The sequence below is a fragment of the Pantoea sp. KPR_PJ genome, from assembly GCF_041386365.1.
Taxonomy (GTDB): domain Bacteria; phylum Pseudomonadota; class Gammaproteobacteria; order Enterobacterales; family Enterobacteriaceae; genus Pantoea.
Window position 1 is genome coordinate 35,974 of the sequence record NZ_JABMIK010000008.1, and the last position, 21,149, is coordinate 57,122.

Below are 21,149 nucleotides of genomic sequence, written 5' to 3' on the forward strand. Positions count from 1 at the left end.
AGCCAGGCTATGTCAGGCGCTAACGCAAATCCAGACAGAAAAGGGCACGCATTACATGTGGGGCGTTGCATCGTGCTCGCTGTCAGCCGTCTGCAATGCTCAGGTATTCAGTGTCAGCGGGCAGAGAAGAAAAGCCCCGCTACACGGGGCCGGGGGTTTTCAGGCTGGCAGCGAACAGGGCAGTTGAGCGTTACTCGATATTCTGAATCTAAATATTAAAATAAATTTAATGCTTTGTTTATAAAGGGATTTATCTATGTTAGAAAATACTTGGTACACATTATGGTACAAAAAAACCACGATGAATGGTGTAGTGTGTGCGAACTTCCGCCAACTAAGGGCAAAGATGGTCTTTCACCCTTAGTTGAAGCAGTATATGGGATCACCGCCGCCGGTCATGAGACCGTGAAGCCATTCATCGTGGCATCGAAAAAGTATCCTATCAGTAGACGCTTAGCAATTCCTTTTTCTCTAAAAACATACGTAAATCGAAGTTATCCCATTGTACAAACCAGTATTCGCGAGCTAGTTCTTTCCAATACGTATCAATTTCTTTGCTTGACGGTTTACGGCCCAAGTGCAGCTTAACGACTTCTGAAGCTAATCCTTTCCTCTTTTTTAGTTCAATAAATGGGCAGTTTATTATATCCAACATAAGATAGAATTTTAATGAATCTATTTTAATGTCGGTAACATTCTCAAGAATTGACTTTACATGCTTAAACATTTTATCCTTTAAGCTGTTGTAATGAGTGTCATTATCTGCATAATAAAAGAATGTTATTATCTCAAAATAACTGAAGTTTGTTCGTGTGTCCATGTTGTATATTGAGCTTAGAAAATCCCGCGTAAGCCTATAATCTTCCCCCAGCAATTTAAGAGCTATCAGTAGGTTAAGGTTTTCAAATGCTATTTTTTTTATTCTATTACCTTTTTCAATTTCTATACATCTTTCAAAATAACTATGTATCAAGTTAAAAATTAACCCCTTCAGCATGCTTGCATCGTCAGAAATCATTTTAGTTGCATTTTTGCAAATTATGTCAACGAATATGCATATTTTAATAGAGGAGTTATGGCTTGGCGATATAAAAAACAGATGAAATATTATTTCAGTCGCCACATAGAAAAAGTCGCTTATGGTTTGCTCATTTAATTTTAAAAACTCAACATTAGCCTTGCATTTTCTATCAATGGTAATAGCAATATTTGTTAAGCATGAAATAGTATAGCCGGCCGCTAAATTATAGTTTTCTCTTTCAAGAACAAACATAGATTTTATCTTGTTCAGATAAGAAATCACTGTGTTTCTTCTGCTATAAATTCTTTTTATCTTTTCAGGGTTCTCAGGATCGAGAAATTTACTTGTTAGTGAGTTTAGTATTTCATTTAATTGATTGATTGTCCCAGATTTTGCTGTTGAAAAAGGTCGGAAAGTAATGCTAATTTTTTGTTTATTGATTGTAAGCTTATATTTTTTAAGCGTATCTTCTACTATATCTCTGATGTCGTTGAGGATCTTTTCATTTAATGTGAAAACAAATATGTCGTCAACATATCTTCTGATTGTATAATCTCGACCGTTAGAGTAGCCAAGTTCTTTCAATTGGTTTTCAATATCACGGTCAATATCCTGAAAAATGATCTCTGAAAAAACTCTACTTACTTCGGGACCAATTATTATACCTGCTGTTTCATTATAGTTAATAGATTGCATTAGCCTGTCAAATATTGTTCCAAACGAGTTTTTTATCTGACGGTTTTGCTTGGAGAATTCTTTGTTTTTTATTGCCCAAGTTATGCTATGAGTGTAAATGCTGTCAAAGCACTTTGCGACATCTAAGCTGCAAAATACGTCAAACTTTTTTTCTAAATTAAGGAATTCTTCTGAGTTAAAAAATTTATAAAGGCGAGTGTATCTATTATATGAAAAATAAGATGCTAAATGTTTGTATTTTTTTTCATCTGTGTCAGATTGAATCTCGCCTCTTGAATATTCAAGATCATTCATCTCTGTATTTTTTATATAGTATTTTGATGATATTTTCGATGGTGACCTTAGGCTGAAATCGCTTTTTTGGCATGTAGATATGATTAAATTAGAAAAATTCTCATAAAACTCTGCAATGCAAATCTGGCTACGCGGATGTATTAGTGATAATACTCGCGATGAATCAATGTCTTTTTTTATCTTATAGGTAAGCGGGACAGTATAATCTTCGTTAAGATTTTTTTCAAAAAGAAAAGAAAGTATGCTGTTTTCAACTTTGTTTTTATTGTGATAAGAAATGTTATTGTAAAATCCCAAGTTTGAAAAAATTGCGGGAACCTCATAAGGCGAAGTTTCTGTAAGAATCACCCTCAGAAAATCTTTCCTTTTAACTTGTTTAGAAGTTCTCTTCATTTCCAACATTCCTTAATTTGTTTCAGTCGAGCATAATTAAAAGTATGGAATCGCACTAGGTAGAATCCATTTTTAAAATTTAGCTTACATAATTCTCTTTTTTGTTTTATAGAAATGCATGTTGATAATCTTTTATATAATTTGTTTTTTTTAGAAAATAATATACTTCGTAAGAAATTATCTAAATTTTCAAGGGCGCAATTTAATGACGAGTTTTTGTGCTGGTAATTATAAAATATACCAGAGTTTATTTTAATACCCGAACTCGGATCTTTGATCGGGTAGTTCCCTGTTATAAATTTTATCCGATCATTTAGTAAATCAAAGTCCGTCTGAGACTGATTGCTCCCAATATAGGACAAGAACGATTTTATTATTCTTTTCTTTATTTTGACTATCTTCGTGCTAGATAAGTCAACCTGCACTTTTCTGTTATTGTTTGAAAATGTAAAGTCGTTATTATCATATACATTATAGATTTTGAACTCGTAGCCTAGAAAGTCCATTTTAAAAGGCTGCTCTGATTGTAATTGAATTTTTTCCGAGCAGTCTCTGGCGCGCGAAACATTGAGAAATGCTAATTTATCTTTATCATGCAATTTAAGATTTTTTGGTAATTTTTCAAAAAAATAGTCCATGATAATTTGCTTGGTTATCTTATCGCCATGATGCAAAATTAAAATGTCATCAACGAATCGTGAATAGAAGAAAACGTCTTTTCTTTTGAGGAAATAAGAATCTATATCCTGTAAGCAAAGCTCAGCAAGTGTGGCGCTTAAGCTTACTCCCCTTGGTAATCCTTGTATGTTTTTGCTGCTCAAGGATTCTTTGTATTTATAAAGAAGATTGAGGTTATATCTTGATATTCTGCCTTCTGATGTTATTTTCTCGAGAAGAAAATTAAAATCTATGCTTTCGTAGAAGCTTCTTATATCAAGGCGAGTTATATTGTAAGGGCTTCCATCTTTCAAATGCGTTATGAGGTTCTTTATAATTTCGTGCCTGTTGACCTTTCTGATTCTGTAGCCTTTTTTTATGTTTCTAACCAGCAGTTTTGATATAAGCTTATCTTCGATGTTGCTATATTTAACCCCTTTCTTTCCGGCTATGCTTATCTCTTTTATTCCATTGTCTAGGAAAAGCTTTGCTGCTGCCTTTGATTGAGCGCTTAATGATGCGGCGATCCTGTTGGAGTAATCAATTAAAGTCTTATCTTCCATTAGGTCAGTGTATGTGATGCAGTCATAGAGGTTGCTATGCGTATAGGAAAGTTGCTCCATATATTTTCCTTTTTATTTCTGGAATTAACTATTTATCTTGTTAAGTCACATTTTGACCGATATCGAGGTTTGATTGCTTTATAACTCAACAAGTCCGTAATGGTGACCGTTACACTACGAAAACCGATTTGAATGCAGATGTATGCTCATTCTAAAACTAAAACAACTCAAACATTTATATTAATACTAAAGGAAACCACGTTCTTATAGCTTCAAGCCTACCTATATACATCACCCTACAGAAAATCTTTATAGTTGTGAACAAACTTCGCGTCGAAAACGTAGGGCTTAGTAATTTTGCAATTCTGCCCATCTGCGCGCTCTCGTAGCCCCGCCACGCCTGCCCGCTTAATGCAGCGGTTTTCATGCACCTGCATGATTAGCTCTGAGCCGCGCCGCTGCTGGCCTTGCCTGCCGTTCCGGGGGGCCGGAGACTCATGCATTTTCATGCAGCATAGACATGCACTCACGCAGTAGACGTAAAAAAGCCCGGCACGGACCGGGCTTCGGTGAGTTCCTGAGTCTTCGGCTCAGAAAAGTTTACGCTTGCGGCGGTCGGTTCTGGCTCCCCGGAAAGGATGCGCACCGCTGACGCTCAGCACGTCATCACGGAACATCAGCGGCTGATTTACGCTCGTCCATCGCTTAATCAGGTTCTGGACATATGCGCCGTAAAGCGTGTCGGCATCGTTCGCGCCTTCGATAACGCCCGGTGCATGCGTTGAGCCATTCCGTTCAAACTGGCTGTACTTCATTCTGAGCAGGCTGCTCAGCTCTGCGCCATGAATGATAAAGAAGTCATCAATAAGCGTATCAATGCGCTCATCCGTGATGCCCTCATGACAGAATACGTAAGCGTTAGCCTTGCGCCCCGTCACGTCGGCCAGCACCGGCAGTTGCTTTTCCTTTTCGGCAATCAGCCCGGCAAGGTCTGATGCCGTTTCCTGCTGCTCCAGATACTCCGCGCGCAGCATTTTCATCTCCGGCGTGACGTTGCCGCCATTCTGTCCCAGCAGTTCACGGAAGCGTGCCCGGTTGTCCCGGCTTGCCTGCTCCATTTCGGCCTTACGCTGGCGCAGCTCGCTGAGGTTCTCAGCGGCGGCGTTCTCGGCCCGTCTTGCCTCCAGCCAGGCCAGCATCTTCGTATTGAGGTCTTCGATACGCAACCGCCATTCAGAGGACAGCCCCTTCACCAGCTCGGTGGTGTGACTGATAACGTCGGCCTCGGGTAACCGCAGGAGCCATCCTGCTTCCTTGAGTGGCCGCTGCGCTCTGGCCTGCGCCGTGCCGATACGGTTGCCGGCGGCCTGAATCTGTTCATCGGTCATCTGCTGCTGTGTCATGCTGTTTTTCCTCTCTGTCAGGGCTGTGCGTGGCGGTCTTTGCGGGCGCTGGCTGAACCATAGCGGCCCAGCGTCTGCGGCTGGCGAACCGGTACGTCATTCTGCGGTTCCGGCTCTGCGGTCTTGGGCCTGTGCGGCTTCATGATGATTTTCTCGACGCTCTCCAGCGCAGTGAACGTGCAGGAGCAGTCGAGGTTTTGGCACTGATACCAGGTGCGCTTTACGGACGGGGCTTCGTAGGCGCTGGTGCGGGTATGGGCTACCTGACCGCATTCGGGACATTTCAGGGCCATTTCGTTTTCCTGTGTGGTCGTTTTTAGTAAGTCAATTGTGCCGGGGCTGGCACAGGTGAACCATGTGCGGGCCGTGTACCGTGCCTGACACAACGTCTGCCAGAAAAGGGCGGCTGGCTGACTTACCTTCTATAAGCGGTGTAACACGGGTAACAGGTGTTACAACCATGAATTAAAAGAACATTTTCTTATTCTTCCGGTGTAACGCGACGGGTAACACGGTGTAACAGCGCGGGCGGGTGCGTTACACCTGTTACACCTCACATGAGAAAGAGGTGTAACAGGCTGACGCCTTACTGCATGCGGCTGTTACACCCGTTACACCTGTTACCCTTTAAAAATAAGACTCACGCAAAGGCAACTTCATCAGCCCGGCACCTCGCTGTTGAAGACGTACAGCCTGCGCACGTTCATCTCTGGCGGGCGGATGCTGGTCTGCAGCTTGCCGTCGGCGGAGGCCATCAGGTAGCCCCGGTCGGCACAGAGACGCGCCACCTTGCGTGGGTCAAACCCCTTGCAGATTTCCTTCCACCCGGACGGCATGACGTAAAACGTCGTGGCCGCCTCGGTACCCTGCGCGGTGTTGCCTTTTTCCACCCTGCGCCAGCCCACCATGTTGCCGGGGCGGTTGCGCTCGTCGTGCCAGTCGGCAAAGCGGCTGTACTGATTGGCCGTGAAGAAGCTGCCAAATGATAGAGATTTTGCGAGAAGGGATGATTCTTTATGAGAAAGTAAAACCCGTAAGTTACGGGTTTTACTGGTTTTATGAAGTTATATGATAGTTATTGAGAAGTTACTCAATATTCTGAATCTGCTCGCGCATCTGCTCGATCAGCACCTTCAGCTCAATCGCTGACGCCGTGACGTCCGCATTAATCGACTTCGAGCCCAGCGTGTTCGACTCGCGATTGAACTCCTGCATCATAAAGTCCAGGCGGCGGCCAACGGCCTCTTTTTTGCCGAGGATGTTATAGGTTTCTTTCACATGCGCTTCAAGACGGTCCAGCTCTTCTGCGACATCGATGCGCTGCGCCATCATCACCAGCTCCTGCTCGAGACGATTGTTTTCCAGCTGCACCTCCGCTTCTTCCAGCTTTGTCAACAGACGCTCGCGCTGCCACTTCAGGACTTCAGGCATCTGGGCGCGCACTTTTGCCACTTCCTGCTTCACGCCCTCAAGGCGCTGTTCAATCAATGCTTTGAGCGCCGCGCCTTCGCTTTCACGCGCGATGATAAAGTCATCCAGTGCCGCATCCAGCGCGCTCAGCAGCTGGGTGTTAATCGCGTCCAGATCCTGCTCCTGCGCAGACATCACGCCAGGCCAGCGCAGAATATCCATAGGGTTGATGGCACCTTCATCGCTCTGCATCTTCACCCAGTTGGCAGCCTGCACCAGTTGACGCGCAAGTGTTTCATTCAGCATCAGCTCGCCCTGTGCGCTGGGGTCAGCGTCAAAACGCAGATTACATTCGATCTTGCCGCGCGTCAGGCGCTGGCGAATGCGCTCGCGGATCACCGGCTCCAGGCTGCGGAACTGCTCCGGCAAGCGGATATAGGTTTCAAGATAGCGCTGGTTGACGGAACGTAGCTCCCAGGCGGCGCTGCCCCAGGTGCCTTTGGCTTCACGGCGGGCGTATGCGGTCATACTGCGGATCATAATGGGCTACTCTTTGTCAGAAATAATGCAGCAAGTATAGCGAGACCGACCGCTGGCTAACAGGCATATGCGTCAGTACACAGGCATATGAAAAAATTTCCGCTCTTGCAGGCAGATACTTATGATGATGGCTGGTCAATTTATTAAGGATATTGCTGATGTTTCGCTCTGTTGCCCTTTCAGTGGCGCTGGCCGCAATGCTGGCTGGTTGCCAGGCGCCGCGCCCTCCTGCGCCCCCCACGAAGCCGGTTCCTGTCTGTGCAGGGGGAGAGATGATGATGCAAACCACTCTGTGGTTTGGTCTCAGCAAACCACAAGGCGGCAGGGTAAGTGCGTCAGAATGGCAGCAGTTTCTGGACAAAGACGTCACGCCGCGCTTTAAAGCGCGGCTAAGCGTTTACGATGCTAACGGCCAGTGGCTGGAGAAAAGCGGCAGGCTGGCGCGCGAGCCGAGTAAAGCGCTGCTGTTGATCCACGGGCCAGACACCGGCGTCAATGATGATATCGAAGCGCTGCGTGCGCTTTATAAACAACGGTTTGGCCAGGAATCGGTGATGCGCGTAGACGCGCCAGCCTGCGTAGGGTTCTAAGAAAAACGGCGGCAGACTGCCGCCGTAACAGGATTAAATAAACAGACCGGCGAAGGCCGCTGACAACAGGCTCACCAGCGTTGAGCCATATACCAGCTTCCAGCCGAAGCGGGAAACAACATTCCCCTGCGGTTCGTTCAGCCCTTTAATCGCACCGGCCACAATGCCGATAGAGGCGACGTTGGCAAAGGAGACCAGGAACACGGAAAGAATACCCAGCCCGCGCGGTGTCATGTCTGCCGCCACTTTTTGCAGCTCAATCATCGCAACAAACTCATTCGCCACCAGTTTGGTCGCCATAATGCTGGCGGCCTGCAAGGCATCAACGGCAGGGATGCCGATTAGCCAGGCGAATGGATAAAAGACATAGCCGAGGATCTGCTGGAAGCTATAGCCAAACAGCGCGCTAAACAGCGCGTTAACCGCTGCAATCAGCGCAATAAAGCCGATCAGCATGGCCAGAATAATCATCGCCACCTTAAAGCCCGCCAGAATGTACTCGCCGAGCATCTCAAAGAAACTCTGCTCTTCGTGCAGTTTATCGAGCTGGATTGCCTGCTCATCCTGCGCTTTGCCGGGATTGATAATAGAGAGGATAATAAAGGTGCTGAACATGTTGAGCAGCAGCGCCGCGACCACATATTTAGGCTCAATCATCGTCATATAAGCCCCAACGATCGAGAGTGACACCGTGGACATTGCCGTAGCGGCCATGGTGTAAAGGCGCGTTGGCGGAATGTCAGCCAGAATACCTTTATAGGCAATAAAGTTTTCTGACTGACCGAGAATGAGCGTGCTGACCGCATTGAACGACTCAAGCCGGCCCATGCCGTTGACTTTAGAGAGCAGCGTCCCTACCAGACGGATCATCAGCGGCAGAATACGCCAGTGCTGCAGAATGCCAATCAGGGCAGAAATAAACACGATAGGGCAGAGTACGCCAAGGAAGATAAAGGCCAGGCCCTGTTTACTCATATTGCCGAATACGAAGTCGGTGCCCTGCGCGGCAAAGGTCAGCAGCTTTTCGAAAAAGCCGCTGAATGCGCCAATTGCCGCTTGTCCGCTGGCGGAGTGAAGGAAAAACCAGCCTAGCGCAGCTTCCACCACGATCAGCTGGACGATATAACGCAGGCGTATCTGTTTGCGGTCATGGCTGACCAGCAGCGCGAGGGCAAAAATCACCACCAGCGCCAGCAGGAAATGAAGAATTGAAGTCATCTTTTTATTTTCAGTGAGTGAGGAAGGCGCATTTAGCCACAGACGTCACAGAAATTCATCTGCCGCTGTAAAATCCCGTCAGCAAGACAGGCGGCGAGGAAGTCCGTATAATGCGCAGCCAATTCATTGCAGCCGGAGATTACCATGCGTCCAGCAGGCCGAAGCGCACAGCAGGTGCGTCCCGTCACCCTGACCCGAAACTACACTAAACATGCCGAGGGCTCGGTGCTGGTGGAGTTCGGTGAAACCAAAGTGCTCTGCACCGCGACCGTGGAAGAGAGCGTCCCGCGCTTTTTGAAAGGTCAGGGGCAGGGCTGGGTGACCGCCGAATATGGCATGTTGCCACGTTCTACCCATAGCCGTATGGCGCGCGAAGCGGCAAAAGGCAAGCAGGGCGGACGTACGCTGGAAATTCAGCGCCTGATTGCCCGCTCACTGCGTGCAGCGGTCGATCTCAAAGCGCTGGGCGAGTTTACCATTACGCTCGACTGTGACGTTATTCAGGCGGATGGCGGCACACGCACCGCGGCGATTACCGGTGCCTGCGTGGCGCTGGCGGATGCGCTCAATAAGCTGGTGGCCGATGGCAAGCTAAAAGCCAACCCGATGAAAGGCATGGTGGCGGCGATCTCTGTGGGCATCGTCGACGGCGAAGCGCGCTGCGATCTCGAGTACGTGGAAGATTCTGCGGCTGAGACCGACATGAACGTTGTGATGCTGGAAGATGGCCGCATGATTGAAGTGCAGGGGACCGCCGAGGGTGAGCCGTTCAGCCACGAAGAACTGCTGTCGCTGCTTGCGCTGGCGCGTGGCGGCATCGAGGAACTGATTCAGGCGCAGAAAGCAGCGCTAAACAACTGATTTAACAGGCGACCAGAGAGTCGCCTTTTTTTTGTGAGAGGAGTGAGAAATGAAAGCCTGGCAGCGTCAGTTTATTGAATTCGCCCTGAACAAGCAGGTGCTGAAGTTCGGCGAATTTACCCTGAAATCTGGCCGTAAAAGCCCCTATTTCTTCAATGCTGGCTTGTTTAACAGCGGCCGCGATCTGGCGCTGCTGGGCCGTTTCTACGCGCAGGCGCTGGTCGACGGCGGCGTAGATTTTGATCTGCTGTTTGGCCCGGCCTATAAAGGCATTCCTATTGCGACAACCACTGCCGTAGCGCTGGCCGATCATCATGACCGCGACGTGCCTTATTGCTTTAACCGCAAAGAAGCGAAAGATCATGGTGAAGGTGGCTTGCTGGTGGGCAGCCCGCTGGCGGGTCGCGTCATGCTGGTCGATGACGTCATTACCGCCGGAACGGCAATCCGTGAATCAATGGATATTATTCATGCACATCATGCCACGCTGGCAGGAGTGCTGATTTCACTCGATCGGCAGGAGCGTGGACGAGGGGATATCTCCGCCATTCAGGAAGTAGAGCGCGACTATAAATGTCAGGTCACCGCCATCATTACTCTGAAAGACTTGATTAGCTATCTGGAAGAGAAGCCTGAAATGGCCGATCATCTGGCGAAAGTGCGGGCGTACCAGAAAGAGTACGGCATCTAAACAGGGCACATTCCCTTTCCCGCAAGCGGGAAGGGGAATGGACTTGCCGCGTCAACCGCACTATACCAGCTGTGCAGCCAGCAGCGGCCAGCGAGTATCAAACTCGGCAGTAGGACGGAAGCGGAACTCTGAACGCACGTAGCGTGACAGCACCCCTTCGCAAAAGGCCAGCAGCTGGCTTGCCAGCAGCGCCTCGTCTGTCTCGAAACCTTCGCCTTCCCGCATTCTGCGCTCACGCATCACCTGACGAAGCTGGGCTTCAATTCGCTCGAACAGCTGATTAATACGCCCCTGCAGGCGATCCTGTTCGAACATGAGCGCGTGGCCGGTCAGAATGCGCGTCAGCCCAGGATTACGCTCACCAAAGCCCAGAATCAGTTGCACGATAAGACGCAGTCGCGCCATCGTCTCTTTTTCATCTTTCAGGATCAGATTGATGCGGGTAATCAGACTGTCTTCAATAAACTCAATCAGGCTGTCGAACATGCGCGTTTTGCTGGGGAAGTGGCGATAGAGCGCAGCTTCAGAAACGCCGACGTTGGCCGCCAGTTTGGCGGTCGTGATGCGCTGGCTACCGTCACTGGATTCCAGCATCTGCGCCAACGCCTGCAAAATTTCTTCGCGACGGTTCCGTTTGGCGATTTTTTTCTCTGCCATGACCTAAAAACCCCTGAAATTCACCTTAAACAGGCACACCCTCTCACTGCCCCTAAGAGAACATCTCCTGTGGCAATGAGAAATAAACAGATGGTTAAGTAAAAACGGGCGTTACTGACGGCCTGAATGACCGAAACCGCCTTCCCCGCGGGCGCTGGCGTCGAAGTCTTCTACCAGATTAAATTCTGCCTGGACAACCGGTACGAACACCAGTTGCGCCAGACGATCGCCTGGCTGCAGCGTGAAGCTCGTCTGGCCGCGATTCCAGACTGACACCATGAGCTGGCCCTGATAGTCAGAGTCAATCAGGCCAACCAGATTACCCAGGACAATACCGTGCTTATGGCCCAGACCAGAACGAGGCAGGATGACGGCTGCCAGGCCGGGATCGCCAATGTGAATGGCCAGGCCAGTTGGAACCAGCGTGGTCATGCCCGGCGTGATTTCCAGTGCGCTGTCCAGGCAGGCGCGTAAATCAAGCCCGGCTGAGCCAGAGGTGGCATAGGTGGGCAGCGGGAACTCTGCGCCCACGCGCGCATCAAGAATCTTTACGTCGATTTTTTTCATCATAAAGGCGGACTATCTCGTCTAATAAATGCTGGCCAAGGAGTGTCTTATCGCTGAGCGGTAAGCGTTTTTCTCCCTCCTGCCAAAAAAGGTGAAGCGCGTTGCTGTCGCTGTTAAATCCCTGTCCCGCTTTGGACACGTCGTTGGCGCAAATCAGGTCCAGGTTTTTACGTACTCGTTTTTGTCGTGCGTATTCTTCCACATTCTGGGTTTCAGCGGCAAATCCAACCACATAAGGGCGGTTCTGCTTCAGTGCGGCAACCTCTGCCACAATGTCGGGATTCTTCACCAGCTGTAGCGTAATGGCATCGTCTACGCTGCCCTGCTTTTTGGTTTTTTCGGCGGCAATAGCGGCAGCGCGATAGTCCGCCACGGCGGCACTGGCAATAAAAATCTGCTGCGTTGCCGCGTCGGCCATTACGGCAGCTTCCATCTCCAGCGCCGAGGTCACATCAATACGCTTTACCGCAGGCGGCGTTGGCAAACTGACCGGTCCGCTTACCAGCGTGACGTTTGCGCCTCGTCTGGCGGCCGCGGCGGCAATGGCGAAGCCCATCTTGCCGGAGCTGTGGTTGCTGATATAACGCACCGGATCAAGCGCCTCACGCGTCGGACCGGCGGTGATCATAATGTTGAGATGTTGCAAATCGTTGACGGGCGAGGCCCATTGCACCGCGTGGTCGACAATAACCAGTGGATCGAGCATACGACCCGGACCCACATCGCCGCAGGCCTGGCTACCGCTGTCAGGTCCCCAAATCAGCAGGCCGCGCGCATGGAGCTGCTGCAGGTTATGCTGGGTCACCGCGGCGCGGTACATTTGCTGGTTCATGGCCGGTACGACGGCAACCGGCGCGGCCGTAGCCAGACAGGCGGTTGTTACCAGATCATTCGCCATTCCCGCAGTGAGACGGGCAATCAGATCAGCCGACGCCGGTGCCAGCACCACTAAATCGGCCCATTTCGCCAGTTCGATATGGCCCATCGCTGCTTCGGCAGCAGGATCGAGCAGGTCTTCAAAGACCGGATAACCGGAAACGGCCTGCAGGCTGAGTGGCGTAATAAAGGCTTTGGCAGCCGGTGTCATCATTACACGCACCTCCGCACCGCGCTCGCGCAGGCGGCGCACCAGTTCGGGGGTTTTATACGCCGCGATGCCGCCGCTCACGCCAAGCAGAATTTTTTTTCCGGCTAATCCCATCATGCTTTTTGCCTCATGTCGCTGGATGCCGCGTCAGGCGCGGCTGAGTGGCAGGACTGTATCATAAAACCGGCTACAGGCCTTTTCACCCCTTGCCTTTGCGAGCCACCTCGTAAATCCGCCACAAAGCACTGGTTAAGTATACAGCATTCTATCATGATGTCGTCAATGGCAGGAGGCATTTATGGACAGTATGGCACCACGGGAAAAATTGCGGTTAAGGGGAGCAGAGGCATTGAGTGATGCCGAGCTGCTGGCCATTTTCCTGCGAACCGGAGCGGTGGGATTGAATGTTATGGCGCTGGCACAGCAGATGCTGCAGCAGTTCGGTTCGCTTTATTACATTATGACGGCCGACCCGGCAACGCTCAGTAAACTAAAAGGGGTTGGCGCCGCGAAGCTGGCGCAGCTGCACGCCATTGCGGAACTGGCTCGGCGTTTTTTTGCCAGCCAGATGGCGCAAGAAGATGTAATGGCGAATCCACAGGTGACGCGGCATTATCTGCAAAGCATGCTGGCGCATCAGGAGCGGGAAATTTTTATGGCGCTATTTCTGGATAATCAGCACCGCGTTTTACAGGCGCAGAAAATATTTATGGGCTCGATTAACAGCGTTGAGGTTCATCCACGAGAAATCGTGCGGGAGGCGCTGAAAGTGAACGCGGCGGCGGTGATTCTGGCTCATAATCATCCCTCGGGCATGGCGGAACCCAGCCGCGCTGACCGGCATATCACCCATAAAGTGAGCGCAGCCTGTACCTTGCTGAATATCCGCCTGCTCGATCATCTGGTGATCGGTCATGGTGAGTATGTCTCTTTTGCAGAGCGTGGCTGGCTGTAAAAGCCTGCTCTGCCAGGTGCAGATGATGGGTTTTTGCGCGATCTTCAGGGATCTTTATCTGTTCGGGACTTGAGCACTTGCGCTGAGCGGCGTATACTACGCCACCTTTGAGAATCTCGGGTTTGGCGTTTGGGCCAGCTTAGCGGGTTCACATGGAACTCGCCTGGCGGGCTATGAGCCTGACGAGGCGGCCAAAACCTAGTTTTTAAAGCTCGAGCTGATTTGATTTTTGGAGAATAGACATGTCACGAGTCTGCCAGGTAACTGGAAAGCGTCCGGTGACCGGTAACAACCGTTCCCACGCAATGAACGCGACGAAACGCCGTTTCCTTCCGAACCTGCACTCACACCGTTTTTGGGTTGAGGGCGAGAAGCGCTTCGTTACTCTGCGTGTATCTGCTAAAGGTATGCGTGTTATTGATAAAAAGGGCATCGAGACGGTTCTGGCCGAAATCCGCGCCCGTGGTGAGAAGTACTAAGGAACTGAATCATGGCTAAAGGTATTCGTGAGAAGATCAAGCTGGTTTCCTCTGCTGGTACAGGTCACTTCTATACCACCACGAAGAACAAACGTACTAAACCAGAGAAACTGGAACTGAAAAAGTTCGATCCGGTTGTACGTCAGCACGTGATCTACAAAGAAGCCAAAATTAAATAATTTTGGTGTTCTTCGAAAAACCCGGCTTCGGCCGGGTTTTTTGTTTTTGCCACTTTTTGAGGAGAGAACATGCCGGAATTACCCGAGGTTGAAACCAGCCGACGCGGCATCGAACCGCATCTGGTCGGTGAAAAGATTTTACATGCCGTGGTGCGTAACTCGCGTCTGCGCTGGCCGGTGTCGCAGGAGATCCACGCGCTCAGCGACCAGCCGGTACTGAGCGTACAGCGCCGCGCCAAATACCTGCTGCTGGAGCTGCCGCACGGCTGGATTATTATCCATCTCGGCATGTCTGGCAGCCTGCGCGTGCTGCCAGAAGAACAGCCCGCCGCAAAACATGACCATGTTGATTTAGTGATGAGCAACGGCAAAGTGCTGCGTTACACCGATCCGCGACGCTTCGGGGCCTGGCTATGGAGTACCGATCCCGAAGGGAGCAACGTACTGGCACACCTGGGGCCAGAACCGCTCAGCGAGGCCTTTAGCGGCGACTATCTGTACGAGAAGTCGCGTGGCAAGCGCACCGTCGTGAAACAGTGGCTGATGGATAACAAAATCGTGGTGGGTGTGGGCAATATCTACGCCAGCGAATCGCTGTTTACCGCCGGGATCCTGCCCGATCGTCCGGCAATGAGCCTGAGCAAGGAAGAGGCGCAGCTGCTGGCGACCACTATCAAAGCGGTACTGCTGCGCTCAATAGAGCAGGGCGGCACGACGCTGCGCGACTTTTTACAGAGCGACGGAAAGCCGGGGTATTTTGCGCAGGAACTGCAGGTTTATGGCCGCGCGGGCGAACCCTGTCGCGCCTGCGGCACACCCATCGTCAGTGGCAAGCATGGGCAGCGCAGCACGTTCTGGTGCCCCAACTGCCAGCATTAATCAGTTAAGTTTCGCCATCAGCGCCTGATGTACGTGCTCAGGCAGAAACGCGCTGACGTCACCGCCGTGGCGCGCGACCTCTTTCACCAGTGAGGAAGAGACGAACGAGAAGCCTTCCGAGGGCATCAGAAACACACTCTCCAGCGTCGGCAGCAGATGGCGATTCATATGGGCGAGCTGCATTTCATACTCGAAGTCTGACACCGCACGCAGGCCACGCACCAGCACGTTGGCCTGCTGCGCGCGTGCAAAGTTTGCCATTAAATCGCTAAATCCGACGACTTCCACGTTCGGCAGGTGCGCCACCGCCTGACGCGCCAGCTCAATGCGCTCTTCCAGGCTAAACAGCGGTTTTTTGCTCGGGCTGGCAGCGATCGCCAGAACCATCTGGTCAAACATGTGCGCGGCGCGAGTGACAATATCAATATGACCCAGCGTAACGGGATCGAAGGTGCCAGGATAAATCGCTTTCGTGCTCATAAGCGGCCTTTGTCAGCGGCATGATTCAGCGCCCACAGCGCGGAATATTTATTGAAGGTGTACTGCGCGTTGACCACGGCGAGGATGCAGCCCTGTTTACCGTCAAGAAACCCGGCGCGCAGCAGGAAGGTTTTCAGGAATGCGCCCAGCGTATGGAAAAACACAGAGAAGAGACCACAGCGTTTCCCGCGCTGATGGCGCTCCTGTGCCCAGGCTGCGGCATAGGCCAGCTGCTTTTGCTGGAACGCCACCAGATCGCGACAGGTCAGATGTTGCAGATCGCCCTGAAGTCTGACAACCGGCGCCCCCTGGGTATCCAGCGATTCATGCACCAGATTGTCGTTATAGCGCAGCGCTCGCGGGTAGAGGCGCATCACGCGATCGGGATACCAGCCGCTGTGGCGCATAAAGCGGCCAAGAAACAGGTTGCTGCGGTTCAGGCTATAGACCGTGGCAGCAGGAGGCTGCGCCAGCACCGCTTCAATGCTGGCGCGCAGCGACGGCGTGACGCGCTCGTCGGCATCGATCATCAAAATCATATCGCCGCTGGCATGATGCTGCGCACGCTGGCGTTGCCTGCCGAAACCTTCCCATGTCCCGGCGTGGAAAACCTGCGCGCCAGCCTGGCGCGCAATCGCGACGGTATCGTCGTGACTGCCTGCGTCCAGCACGATGATTTCGTCTGCCCAACTGACAGAGTCGAGACAGGCAGGCAGCAGGGACGCTTCGTTTTTGGCGATTATCACCACAGAAAGACGTTGGCGAGCGGTCATTAATGGGCCCGTGGCGGTAAATGAGGTTCGAGTAACTGTAGCAGACGCTGTAATGCGCCCTGGTTCTGGTGCAGGACCTCAACCGCATGGCGGCCATAGTAGAGGCGATAATCCTCATCCTGCAGCAGGTTGGTGACCTCTTTTTCCAGCGACACCGCATCGGTGACGGTGATAAGACCCTGCGCCTCCTGCAACTTGCCGCAGATATCTTTGAAGTTCCAGATATGCGGACCCATCAGTACAGGGATGGCGTGCGCGGCGGGCTCCAGCGGATTGTGTCCGCCGCGCTCTACCAGGCTGCCGCCAACAAAAGCAAGATCGGCAATACCATAAAGCAGCATCAGTTCACCCATGGTGTCACCGATGACCACCTGCGTTGACCCTGACGGAATTTCGCCACTGCTGCGCAGGATAGCGCTGAAGTTGCGCTTTTGCGTCAGCTCACGTGCATCGCTAAAGCGTTCAGGATGTCGCGGCACCAGAATCAGCAGCAGATCGGGAAAGGTCTGCAACAGGCGGCGATGTGCATCCAGCACGATCGCCTCTTCACCTTCATGCGTGCTGGTAGCAATCCAGACTGGACGGCGCGGAGCCCACTGGCGGCGTAGCGTCACGGCTCTGGCTGCCAGCTCAGGCGTGACAGAAATATCAAATTTCAGGCTGCCGGTAACGGCCAGCTGCGAACGTTTCAGGCCCAGCGCCAGAAAGCGGTCGCCGTCTTCCGCATTTTGTGCAGCAATCAGGGTAATGCTTTGCAGCAGATTACGCATAAAGCCGCCGAGCTTGCGGTAGCCTTTAGCAGAGCGCTCTGAAAGGCGGGCGTTGGCAATGACCAGCGGGATCTGGCGCTGATGCAGGATGCGGATAATGTTAGGCCACAGCTCAGTTTCCATGATGATCACCAGACGCGGATTCACCGTATCGAGGAAACGGTTGATCGCGCCCGGCAGATCGTAAGGCAGATAGACGTGATGCACATCTTTGCCAAACGCCGACTGCGCTCGTTCTGAGCCGGTCGGCGTCATGGTGGTGACGGTAATCGGCAACGTCGGGTAGCGGTGACGTAGCGCTCGCACTAACGGGATAGCAGCCAGCGTCTCACCGACCGAAACCGAGTGCAGCACAATGCCGTCCGGCTCCACTTTGCCCGTGCAGTAGCCGTAGCGTTCTGCCCAGCGTTTGCGGTACGCCGGCGCTTTGCGGCCGCGCAGCCAGAGGCGCAGCCAGATGAGCGGCTGGATAAGGTAGAGCAGGACGGTATAAAGGGTTGTCATAGTTATCGTTTCGACAGCCTGGCAGAAAAAATTTCACATAAATCAATCTATGTTACCAGAAAGCCCAGGCACGCTCATCACTTTGTCAGCGGCGTGCCAGCACCTGCTGATAAAGCGATGTCAGCGACTGCGCCAGACGCTGAGGCCCGTAAGGCTCAATTCTGCGCCTTGCGGCTTCGCCCAGGCGCGAATCCAGTGAAAGCGACGGTATCGCCATCGTTGCCTCGGCTAATGCATTGATATCCAACGCATCGCAAACGAAGCCTTCCTGACCAGCGGTAATAAATTCTGCACCGCCGCAGCCGGTGCTGGTAATCACCGGCAGGCCGCAGGCCATCGCTTCCAGCACGACGTTGGGAAAAGGATCGTAGAGCGTGGGCAGTAGCAGGGCGTCAGCAGCATGATAAAAAGGCTGCACATCCTGCTGTACACCGACAAAGCGTAGCCGATCCAGACAGTTGAGCTGATTTGCCAGCTGCTGATAACGCGACAGCTGTTTGTCCTGGCCAACCACAATCAGGTAGCGATCGCTGCGCGCCAGCGCCTCAATCGCCGCTTTCAGACCCTTGCGCTCAAAGCCGGAGCCGACGTAGATCAGTACCGTAGCCGCATCCGGCAGCTGTAACTGCTGACGCGCGGCATGGCGGCTTGCCTCGCTGGCCGGCTGGAAACGCTGGCTGTCAATGGCGTTGTGGATAACGTGAATTTTTTCTGCGCTGAGTGAGAAGCAGCGCAGAATATCGCGCTTCACCATCTCCGAGTTGCAGATAACCGCTTTTAGTGAGGAGGCGTTAAACATCTCCGCTTCTGCCCGCAATACGTAGCGATGATAGGGGCTGAGGGCGGCGCTCAGGCGCTGCCAGGGTGAGACGATGCGCGCACGCTGCTCAAGCCAGACGCGATGTACACCATCGCCGGCGCGGAAAATGTCGCAGCCTGCGATGCGCTCATGGCTCTGGACAATATCAAACCGCTCCTTTTCCCAGCAGGCTCGTGCCGCATGTGCAAAACCCCGCTCGCGCGAGATGCGGCCCAGTTTCGGAGGGTTGCAGATATGCAGGTGCCAGTCGGGATTCGGCGTGCCCTGCCAGCTGCGCGTAATAATGTTGAGATCCAGCTGTTCACTACCGAGCGCTTCCAGCGCGCGCGAAATAAAACGTTCCGCGCCGCCATCAGGGCGATATTTTTGCCGAACAATCGCCAGGCGTAATTTAGTCATGTAGAAAATTCCTTGCGGCGTTGACCACCTCTTCGACCGGAATAGCGCTGAGATAACGCTGGCGAGTATTGGTATCAATGGCGTCGGGATCAGGCAACGGGCCATAATCGCCCGCCCAGATCACGCGGTTGTGATCGCCCCAGGGACGCCAGAACTGAAGCTTGGTGGGACCAAACAGCGCAAGGCAGGGCGTATCAAGCGCAGCGGCCATGTGCATTGGTGCAGAATCGACACCGATAAACAGGCTGGCGCGCGCGATTAGCGCCGCCAGCTGCGGTAGCGATAGCCTGCCTGCCAGCGACACGCAATCGGGCGTACTACAGAGCGCCACAATGCGTGCAATCATCTCCAGCTCGTGTTTGTCGGGCCCGGCGGTCAGCACCACTTTACGGCCTGCCTGCGCCAGCTGGTCGATGGTGGCGGCGACTTTCTCTTCTTCCCAGCATTTAAAGTTCCAGCGCGAGGTAGGCTGAAAGACAATAAAGGGGGCGCTGACGTCCTGTTCCGCCAGCAGCGCATCAACCTTCTGTCCATCTGCATCGCTGAAGTGCATCGACGCACGCGCCCCTGCTGGCGAAATGCCCAGCGGGGTCAGCGCCATCATATTCTGCTCAACCGTATGAAGCTGTCCATGGTGGCTGGTTGGCACCAGGCAGTTGTGGCACAGGCGCCAGAAGAGGTTATCGCGCTTGGTAAAGGCGAAGCCAATACGCAGCGGCGCGCCGCTGAACAGGGTAATCAGCGCGCTGCGCCACTGGTCGGCAAGATTGATGACCAGGTCGTAACGACTGGCGCGAACGGCAGCAATCAGGTCACGTTCATGCCGGAGCTTGCGCCAGCTTCCTTCCTGCTTCCATTTGCGGTCAATAACGTGCAGCTGGCGGATCGCCGGATGCGCCTCCAGCATCGGCCGCGTCTCTTTATAGAGCAGAACGTCAATGCTGGCCTGAGGGTAACGCTGACGCAGCGCGTTAATGACGGGCGTTGTCAGCAGCATGTCGCCGTGATGGCGCAGCTTGATCAGCAAAATATTGTGTGGGGTGACGTCAGCGTGAGTCGGGTTTGCCATACACAAATGCTCTTAATTTTCAGTGAGCCGATTGTAGGGCAAACCCCTCAGGGGTTAAACCAGCGACGACGGTTATTTGTCGCGCCAGCGCCAGAGTCGACTCAGCCACAGCAATAGCTGGTACCACTGTTTGATGCCGCGCGCGTTGCGCAGCATACGCAGATGCGTTTTGCTGGCAAAAATATCATGGATAATCGCCTGCTTTGCAGCCGGTTCAGGCTCGCGGCGCACGCAGTGGCAGACGCTCAGCGCTTCATGGGTGATCTGCGCATGAAAAGCGGGATAGATCTTTACCTGGTTTTTATAGCGTGCATTAAGCTCGTCCAGCATACGCGCAATTTTTAAATAGTGGCGTTGATACTCAACGTTACGCTGGCCGGTGCGTTTGCGGTTGCTGATGGAGGCGTTATGCAGGTAGTAGCGATAAAAAATTGCATCGGTATAGCGGACGCGCTGCGCATTAAACATAAATTCGGTGGTCCAGGGAATATCCTGATGGTGCAGGCCTGGTTCAAACCACAGCTGCTTCTGCTCAATCAGCGCGCGACGATAGATGCCCAGCCATACCACATGCAGATAGCGACGCGTCTTCAGCGCAGTATTGAGCCATTCCGCTCCTTTCAACACTGGCGTGCTGCGTAGTCGCTCCAGCGGGATCAGGGGACGGGTACGCTGGTCGCGCTGAAAAAACCATTCTGCATTGCACTGCGCGGCGTCGAGATTATCCTGCTCGGCCATCGCGACCAGCGTGTCATACATCTCAGGGTGCATGGTGTCGTCGGAATCGGGAAAGGTTACATACTTACCGCGTGCAATACGCAGCCCGGCGTTGCGTGCGCGTGATACGCCACCATTTTCCTGATGAATGACCGTGATATGCGGATATTGCGCCGCATATGCATCGGCGCGCGCGCCGGAATCGTCGGTGGAACCGTCATCGACGATAATAATTTCCAGTGAGGTCAGCGTCTGCGCCAGCAGCGACTGCATAAAGAGATCGAACATCTCCCCGGCGTTATACATGGGGGAGATGATACTCAACAGCGGTGGGCTAGAAGATAAAGGCATAAGCTCTGTTTTTTTGTCGGTGCTTTAGAAATTCTGACGACATCCTTTAACGCCAGTCGTGTCGTAACAATACGTGTAGAAAACGTCCGGCACATTATGAAGGTTGATAAGCTTTTTTAGACACCT

At 52.3% G+C, this 21,149-nt stretch carries 22 protein-coding genes and 1 pseudogene; 7 read left to right on the forward strand and 16 right to left on the reverse strand.

The annotated features are described in order from the left end of the window. Positions 1–442: 442 nt before the first annotated feature. The 6 genes and pseudogenes from drt3b to HP564_RS16035 all read right to left on the reverse strand — a co-directional run bounded on the left by drt3b (position 443) and on the right by HP564_RS16035 (position 6,977). Positions 443–2,404 (reverse strand): antiviral reverse transcriptase Drt3b, encoded by a 1,962-nt coding sequence (gene drt3b / locus HP564_RS16010; RefSeq protein ID WP_371244710.1) that lies wholly within the window; start codon positions 2,402–2,404, stop codon positions 443–445. Beyond that, positions 2,401–3,684 (reverse strand): antiviral reverse transcriptase Drt3a, encoded by a 1,284-nt coding sequence (drt3a, locus tag HP564_RS16015; RefSeq protein ID WP_285064353.1) that lies wholly within the window; start codon positions 3,682–3,684, stop codon positions 2,401–2,403. Before drt3a ends, drt3b begins: the two co-directional genes overlap by 4 nt. Before the next feature lie 530 nt (positions 3,685–4,214). Then, the gene (locus HP564_RS16020; protein ID WP_140924040.1) at positions 4,215–5,027 is read right to left on the reverse strand and encodes a hypothetical protein; all 813 of its coding nucleotides are present in this window, start codon (positions 5,025–5,027) and stop codon (positions 4,215–4,217) included. A 17-nt stretch (positions 5,028–5,044) separates the two neighbouring features. After that, on the reverse strand, positions 5,045–5,320 hold the full coding sequence (locus tag HP564_RS16025) for an ogr/Delta-like zinc finger family protein (RefSeq protein WP_094121039.1): 276 nt from the start codon (positions 5,318–5,320) through the stop codon (positions 5,045–5,047). A gap of 366 nt (positions 5,321–5,686) precedes the next feature. Beyond that, a pseudogene (locus tag HP564_RS16030) lies at positions 5,687–6,004 on the reverse strand (alkaline-shock protein); the annotation flags it as partial. 109 nt (positions 6,005–6,113) lie between these two features. Further along, complete coding sequence (locus HP564_RS16035) at positions 6,114–6,977, reverse strand: YicC/YloC family endoribonuclease (RefSeq protein WP_371244713.1); 864 nt, start codon at positions 6,975–6,977, stop codon at positions 6,114–6,116. A gap of 158 nt (positions 6,978–7,135) precedes the next feature. Here HP564_RS16035 and HP564_RS16040 point away from each other — a divergent pair, with 158 nt between their 5' ends. Beyond that, complete coding sequence (locus tag HP564_RS16040; RefSeq protein WP_371244714.1) at positions 7,136–7,567, forward strand: DUF3574 domain-containing protein; 432 nt, start codon at positions 7,136–7,138, stop codon at positions 7,565–7,567. A gap of 33 nt (positions 7,568–7,600) precedes the next feature. On the opposite strand, the gene HP564_RS16045 is transcribed toward HP564_RS16040, so the two are convergent. Continuing rightward, a complete protein-coding gene (locus HP564_RS16045; RefSeq protein WP_371244716.1) occupies positions 7,601–8,785 on the reverse strand; it encodes a NupC/NupG family nucleoside CNT transporter in 1,185 nt (394 codons plus the stop codon). 144 nt (positions 8,786–8,929) lie between these two features. Here HP564_RS16045 and rph point away from each other — a divergent pair, with 144 nt between their 5' ends. Together rph and pyrE are read left to right on the forward strand one after the other, a co-directional pair. After that, on the forward strand, positions 8,930–9,646 hold the full coding sequence (gene rph / locus HP564_RS16050; RefSeq protein ID WP_371244718.1) for a ribonuclease PH: 717 nt from the start codon (positions 8,930–8,932) through the stop codon (positions 9,644–9,646). Positions 9,647–9,695: 49 nt separating this feature from the next. Next, entirely contained in the window at positions 9,696–10,337 is a 642-nt protein-coding gene (gene pyrE, locus HP564_RS16055; protein ID WP_371244720.1) for an orotate phosphoribosyltransferase, read from the forward strand. Between the two features lie 60 nt (positions 10,338–10,397). Here pyrE and slmA read toward each other — a convergent pair whose 3' ends face one another. The 3 genes from slmA to coaBC form a co-directional block, all read right to left on the reverse strand. Continuing rightward, entirely contained in the window at positions 10,398–10,994 is a 597-nt protein-coding gene (gene slmA, locus HP564_RS16060; protein WP_371244722.1) for a nucleoid occlusion factor SlmA, read from the reverse strand. A 111-nt stretch (positions 10,995–11,105) separates the two neighbouring features. Next, positions 11,106–11,564, reverse strand: a complete 459-nt coding sequence (gene dut, locus HP564_RS16065; RefSeq protein ID WP_371244723.1) for a dUTP diphosphatase — start codon at positions 11,562–11,564, stop codon at positions 11,106–11,108. Next, on the reverse strand, positions 11,533–12,762 hold the full coding sequence (coaBC, locus tag HP564_RS16070) for a bifunctional phosphopantothenoylcysteine decarboxylase/phosphopantothenate--cysteine ligase CoaBC (RefSeq protein ID WP_371244982.1): 1,230 nt from the start codon (positions 12,760–12,762) through the stop codon (positions 11,533–11,535). The genes dut and coaBC overlap by 32 nt, the downstream gene beginning before the upstream one ends. Before the next feature lie 184 nt (positions 12,763–12,946). Between coaBC and radC the strand changes: the two genes are divergently transcribed. From radC to mutM, 4 genes are all read left to right on the forward strand, one after another. Continuing rightward, the gene (gene radC, locus HP564_RS16075; RefSeq protein WP_371244725.1) at positions 12,947–13,603 is read left to right on the forward strand and encodes a DNA repair protein RadC; all 657 of its coding nucleotides are present in this window, start codon (positions 12,947–12,949) and stop codon (positions 13,601–13,603) included. Between the two features lie 242 nt (positions 13,604–13,845). Beyond that, entirely contained in the window at positions 13,846–14,082 is a 237-nt protein-coding gene (rpmB, locus tag HP564_RS16080) for a 50S ribosomal protein L28 (RefSeq protein WP_371244728.1), read from the forward strand. Positions 14,083–14,093: 11 nt separating this feature from the next. Beyond that, positions 14,094–14,261, forward strand: a complete 168-nt coding sequence (gene rpmG, locus HP564_RS16085) for a 50S ribosomal protein L33 (RefSeq protein WP_001051798.1) — start codon at positions 14,094–14,096, stop codon at positions 14,259–14,261. Positions 14,262–14,330: 69 nt separating this feature from the next. After that, positions 14,331–15,140 carry a bifunctional DNA-formamidopyrimidine glycosylase/DNA-(apurinic or apyrimidinic site) lyase gene (gene mutM, locus HP564_RS16090; RefSeq protein ID WP_371244729.1) on the forward strand — a complete coding sequence of 270 codons (810 nt, stop codon included), beginning with the start codon at positions 14,331–14,333 and terminating at the stop codon, positions 15,138–15,140. Here mutM and coaD read toward each other — a convergent pair whose 3' ends face one another. From coaD to HP564_RS16120, 6 genes are all read right to left on the reverse strand, one after another. Continuing rightward, positions 15,141–15,620, reverse strand: a complete 480-nt coding sequence (coaD, locus tag HP564_RS16095; RefSeq protein ID WP_371244730.1) for a pantetheine-phosphate adenylyltransferase — start codon at positions 15,618–15,620, stop codon at positions 15,141–15,143. Continuing rightward, positions 15,617–16,393, reverse strand: a complete 777-nt coding sequence (locus tag HP564_RS16100; RefSeq protein WP_371244733.1) for a glycosyltransferase family 2 protein — start codon at positions 16,391–16,393, stop codon at positions 15,617–15,619. The genes coaD and HP564_RS16100 overlap by 4 nt, the downstream gene beginning before the upstream one ends. Further along, positions 16,393–17,667, reverse strand: a complete 1,275-nt coding sequence (waaA, locus tag HP564_RS16105) for a lipid IV(A) 3-deoxy-D-manno-octulosonic acid transferase (protein ID WP_371244736.1) — start codon at positions 17,665–17,667, stop codon at positions 16,393–16,395. The genes HP564_RS16100 and waaA overlap by 1 nt, the downstream gene beginning before the upstream one ends. Positions 17,668–17,752: 85 nt before the next feature. Then, positions 17,753–18,886 (reverse strand): glycosyltransferase family 4 protein, encoded by a 1,134-nt coding sequence (locus tag HP564_RS16110; RefSeq protein ID WP_371244738.1) that lies wholly within the window; start codon positions 18,884–18,886, stop codon positions 17,753–17,755. Beyond that, positions 18,879–19,955, reverse strand: a complete 1,077-nt coding sequence (gene rfaQ / locus HP564_RS16115) for a putative lipopolysaccharide heptosyltransferase III (RefSeq protein WP_371244740.1) — start codon at positions 19,953–19,955, stop codon at positions 18,879–18,881. Before rfaQ ends, HP564_RS16110 begins: the two co-directional genes overlap by 8 nt. A gap of 72 nt (positions 19,956–20,027) precedes the next feature. Further along, positions 20,028–21,023, reverse strand: coding sequence for a glycosyltransferase (locus HP564_RS16120; protein ID WP_371244741.1), 996 nt, complete (start codon positions 21,021–21,023; stop codon positions 20,028–20,030). Positions 21,024–21,149 lie beyond the last annotated feature (126 nt).

Excerpts from the sequence above, each read along its gene's own strand:
- coaD (WP_371244730.1), bottom strand. The coding sequence starts at position 15,620 with ATGAGCACGAAAGCGATTTATCCTGGCACCTTCGATCCCGTTACGCTG.
- HP564_RS16035 (WP_371244713.1), bottom strand. The coding sequence starts at position 6,977 with ATGATCCGCAGTATGACCGCATACGCCCGCCGTGAAGCCAAAGGCACC.
- drt3a (WP_285064353.1), bottom strand. The coding sequence starts at position 3,684 with ATGGAGCAACTTTCCTATACGCATAGCAACCTCTATGACTGCATCACA.
- drt3b (WP_371244710.1), bottom strand. The coding sequence starts at position 2,404 with ATGAAGAGAACTTCTAAACAAGTTAAAAGGAAAGATTTTCTGAGGGTG.
- rfaQ (WP_371244740.1), bottom strand. The coding sequence starts at position 19,955 with ATGGCAAACCCGACTCACGCTGACGTCACCCCACACAATATTTTGCTG.
- rph (WP_371244718.1), top strand. The coding sequence starts at position 8,930 with ATGCGTCCAGCAGGCCGAAGCGCACAGCAGGTGCGTCCCGTCACCCTG.
- waaA (WP_371244736.1), bottom strand. The coding sequence starts at position 17,667 with ATGACAACCCTTTATACCGTCCTGCTCTACCTTATCCAGCCGCTCATC.
- dut (WP_371244723.1), bottom strand. The coding sequence starts at position 11,564 with ATGATGAAAAAAATCGACGTAAAGATTCTTGATGCGCGCGTGGGCGCA.
- mutM (WP_371244729.1), top strand. The coding sequence starts at position 14,331 with ATGCCGGAATTACCCGAGGTTGAAACCAGCCGACGCGGCATCGAACCG.
- HP564_RS16025 (WP_094121039.1), bottom strand. The coding sequence starts at position 5,320 with ATGGCCCTGAAATGTCCCGAATGCGGTCAGGTAGCCCATACCCGCACC.
- HP564_RS16045 (WP_371244716.1), bottom strand. The coding sequence starts at position 8,785 with ATGACTTCAATTCTTCATTTCCTGCTGGCGCTGGTGGTGATTTTTGCC.
- slmA (WP_371244722.1), bottom strand. The coding sequence starts at position 10,994 with ATGGCAGAGAAAAAAATCGCCAAACGGAACCGTCGCGAAGAAATTTTG.
- HP564_RS16040 (WP_371244714.1), top strand. The coding sequence starts at position 7,136 with ATGTTTCGCTCTGTTGCCCTTTCAGTGGCGCTGGCCGCAATGCTGGCT.
- rpmB (WP_371244728.1), top strand. The coding sequence starts at position 13,846 with ATGTCACGAGTCTGCCAGGTAACTGGAAAGCGTCCGGTGACCGGTAAC.
- pyrE (WP_371244720.1), top strand. The coding sequence starts at position 9,696 with ATGAAAGCCTGGCAGCGTCAGTTTATTGAATTCGCCCTGAACAAGCAG.
- coaBC (WP_371244982.1), bottom strand. The coding sequence starts at position 12,762 with ATGGGATTAGCCGGAAAAAAAATTCTGCTTGGCGTGAGCGGCGGCATC.
- HP564_RS16020 (WP_140924040.1), bottom strand. The coding sequence starts at position 5,027 with ATGACACAGCAGCAGATGACCGATGAACAGATTCAGGCCGCCGGCAAC.
- radC (WP_371244725.1), top strand. The coding sequence starts at position 12,947 with ATGGACAGTATGGCACCACGGGAAAAATTGCGGTTAAGGGGAGCAGAG.
- HP564_RS16110 (WP_371244738.1), bottom strand. The coding sequence starts at position 18,886 with ATGACTAAATTACGCCTGGCGATTGTTCGGCAAAAATATCGCCCTGAT.
- rpmG (WP_001051798.1), top strand. The coding sequence starts at position 14,094 with ATGGCTAAAGGTATTCGTGAGAAGATCAAGCTGGTTTCCTCTGCTGGT.
- HP564_RS16120 (WP_371244741.1), bottom strand. The coding sequence starts at position 21,023 with ATGCCTTTATCTTCTAGCCCACCGCTGTTGAGTATCATCTCCCCCATG.
- HP564_RS16100 (WP_371244733.1), bottom strand. The coding sequence starts at position 16,393 with ATGACCGCTCGCCAACGTCTTTCTGTGGTGATAATCGCCAAAAACGAA.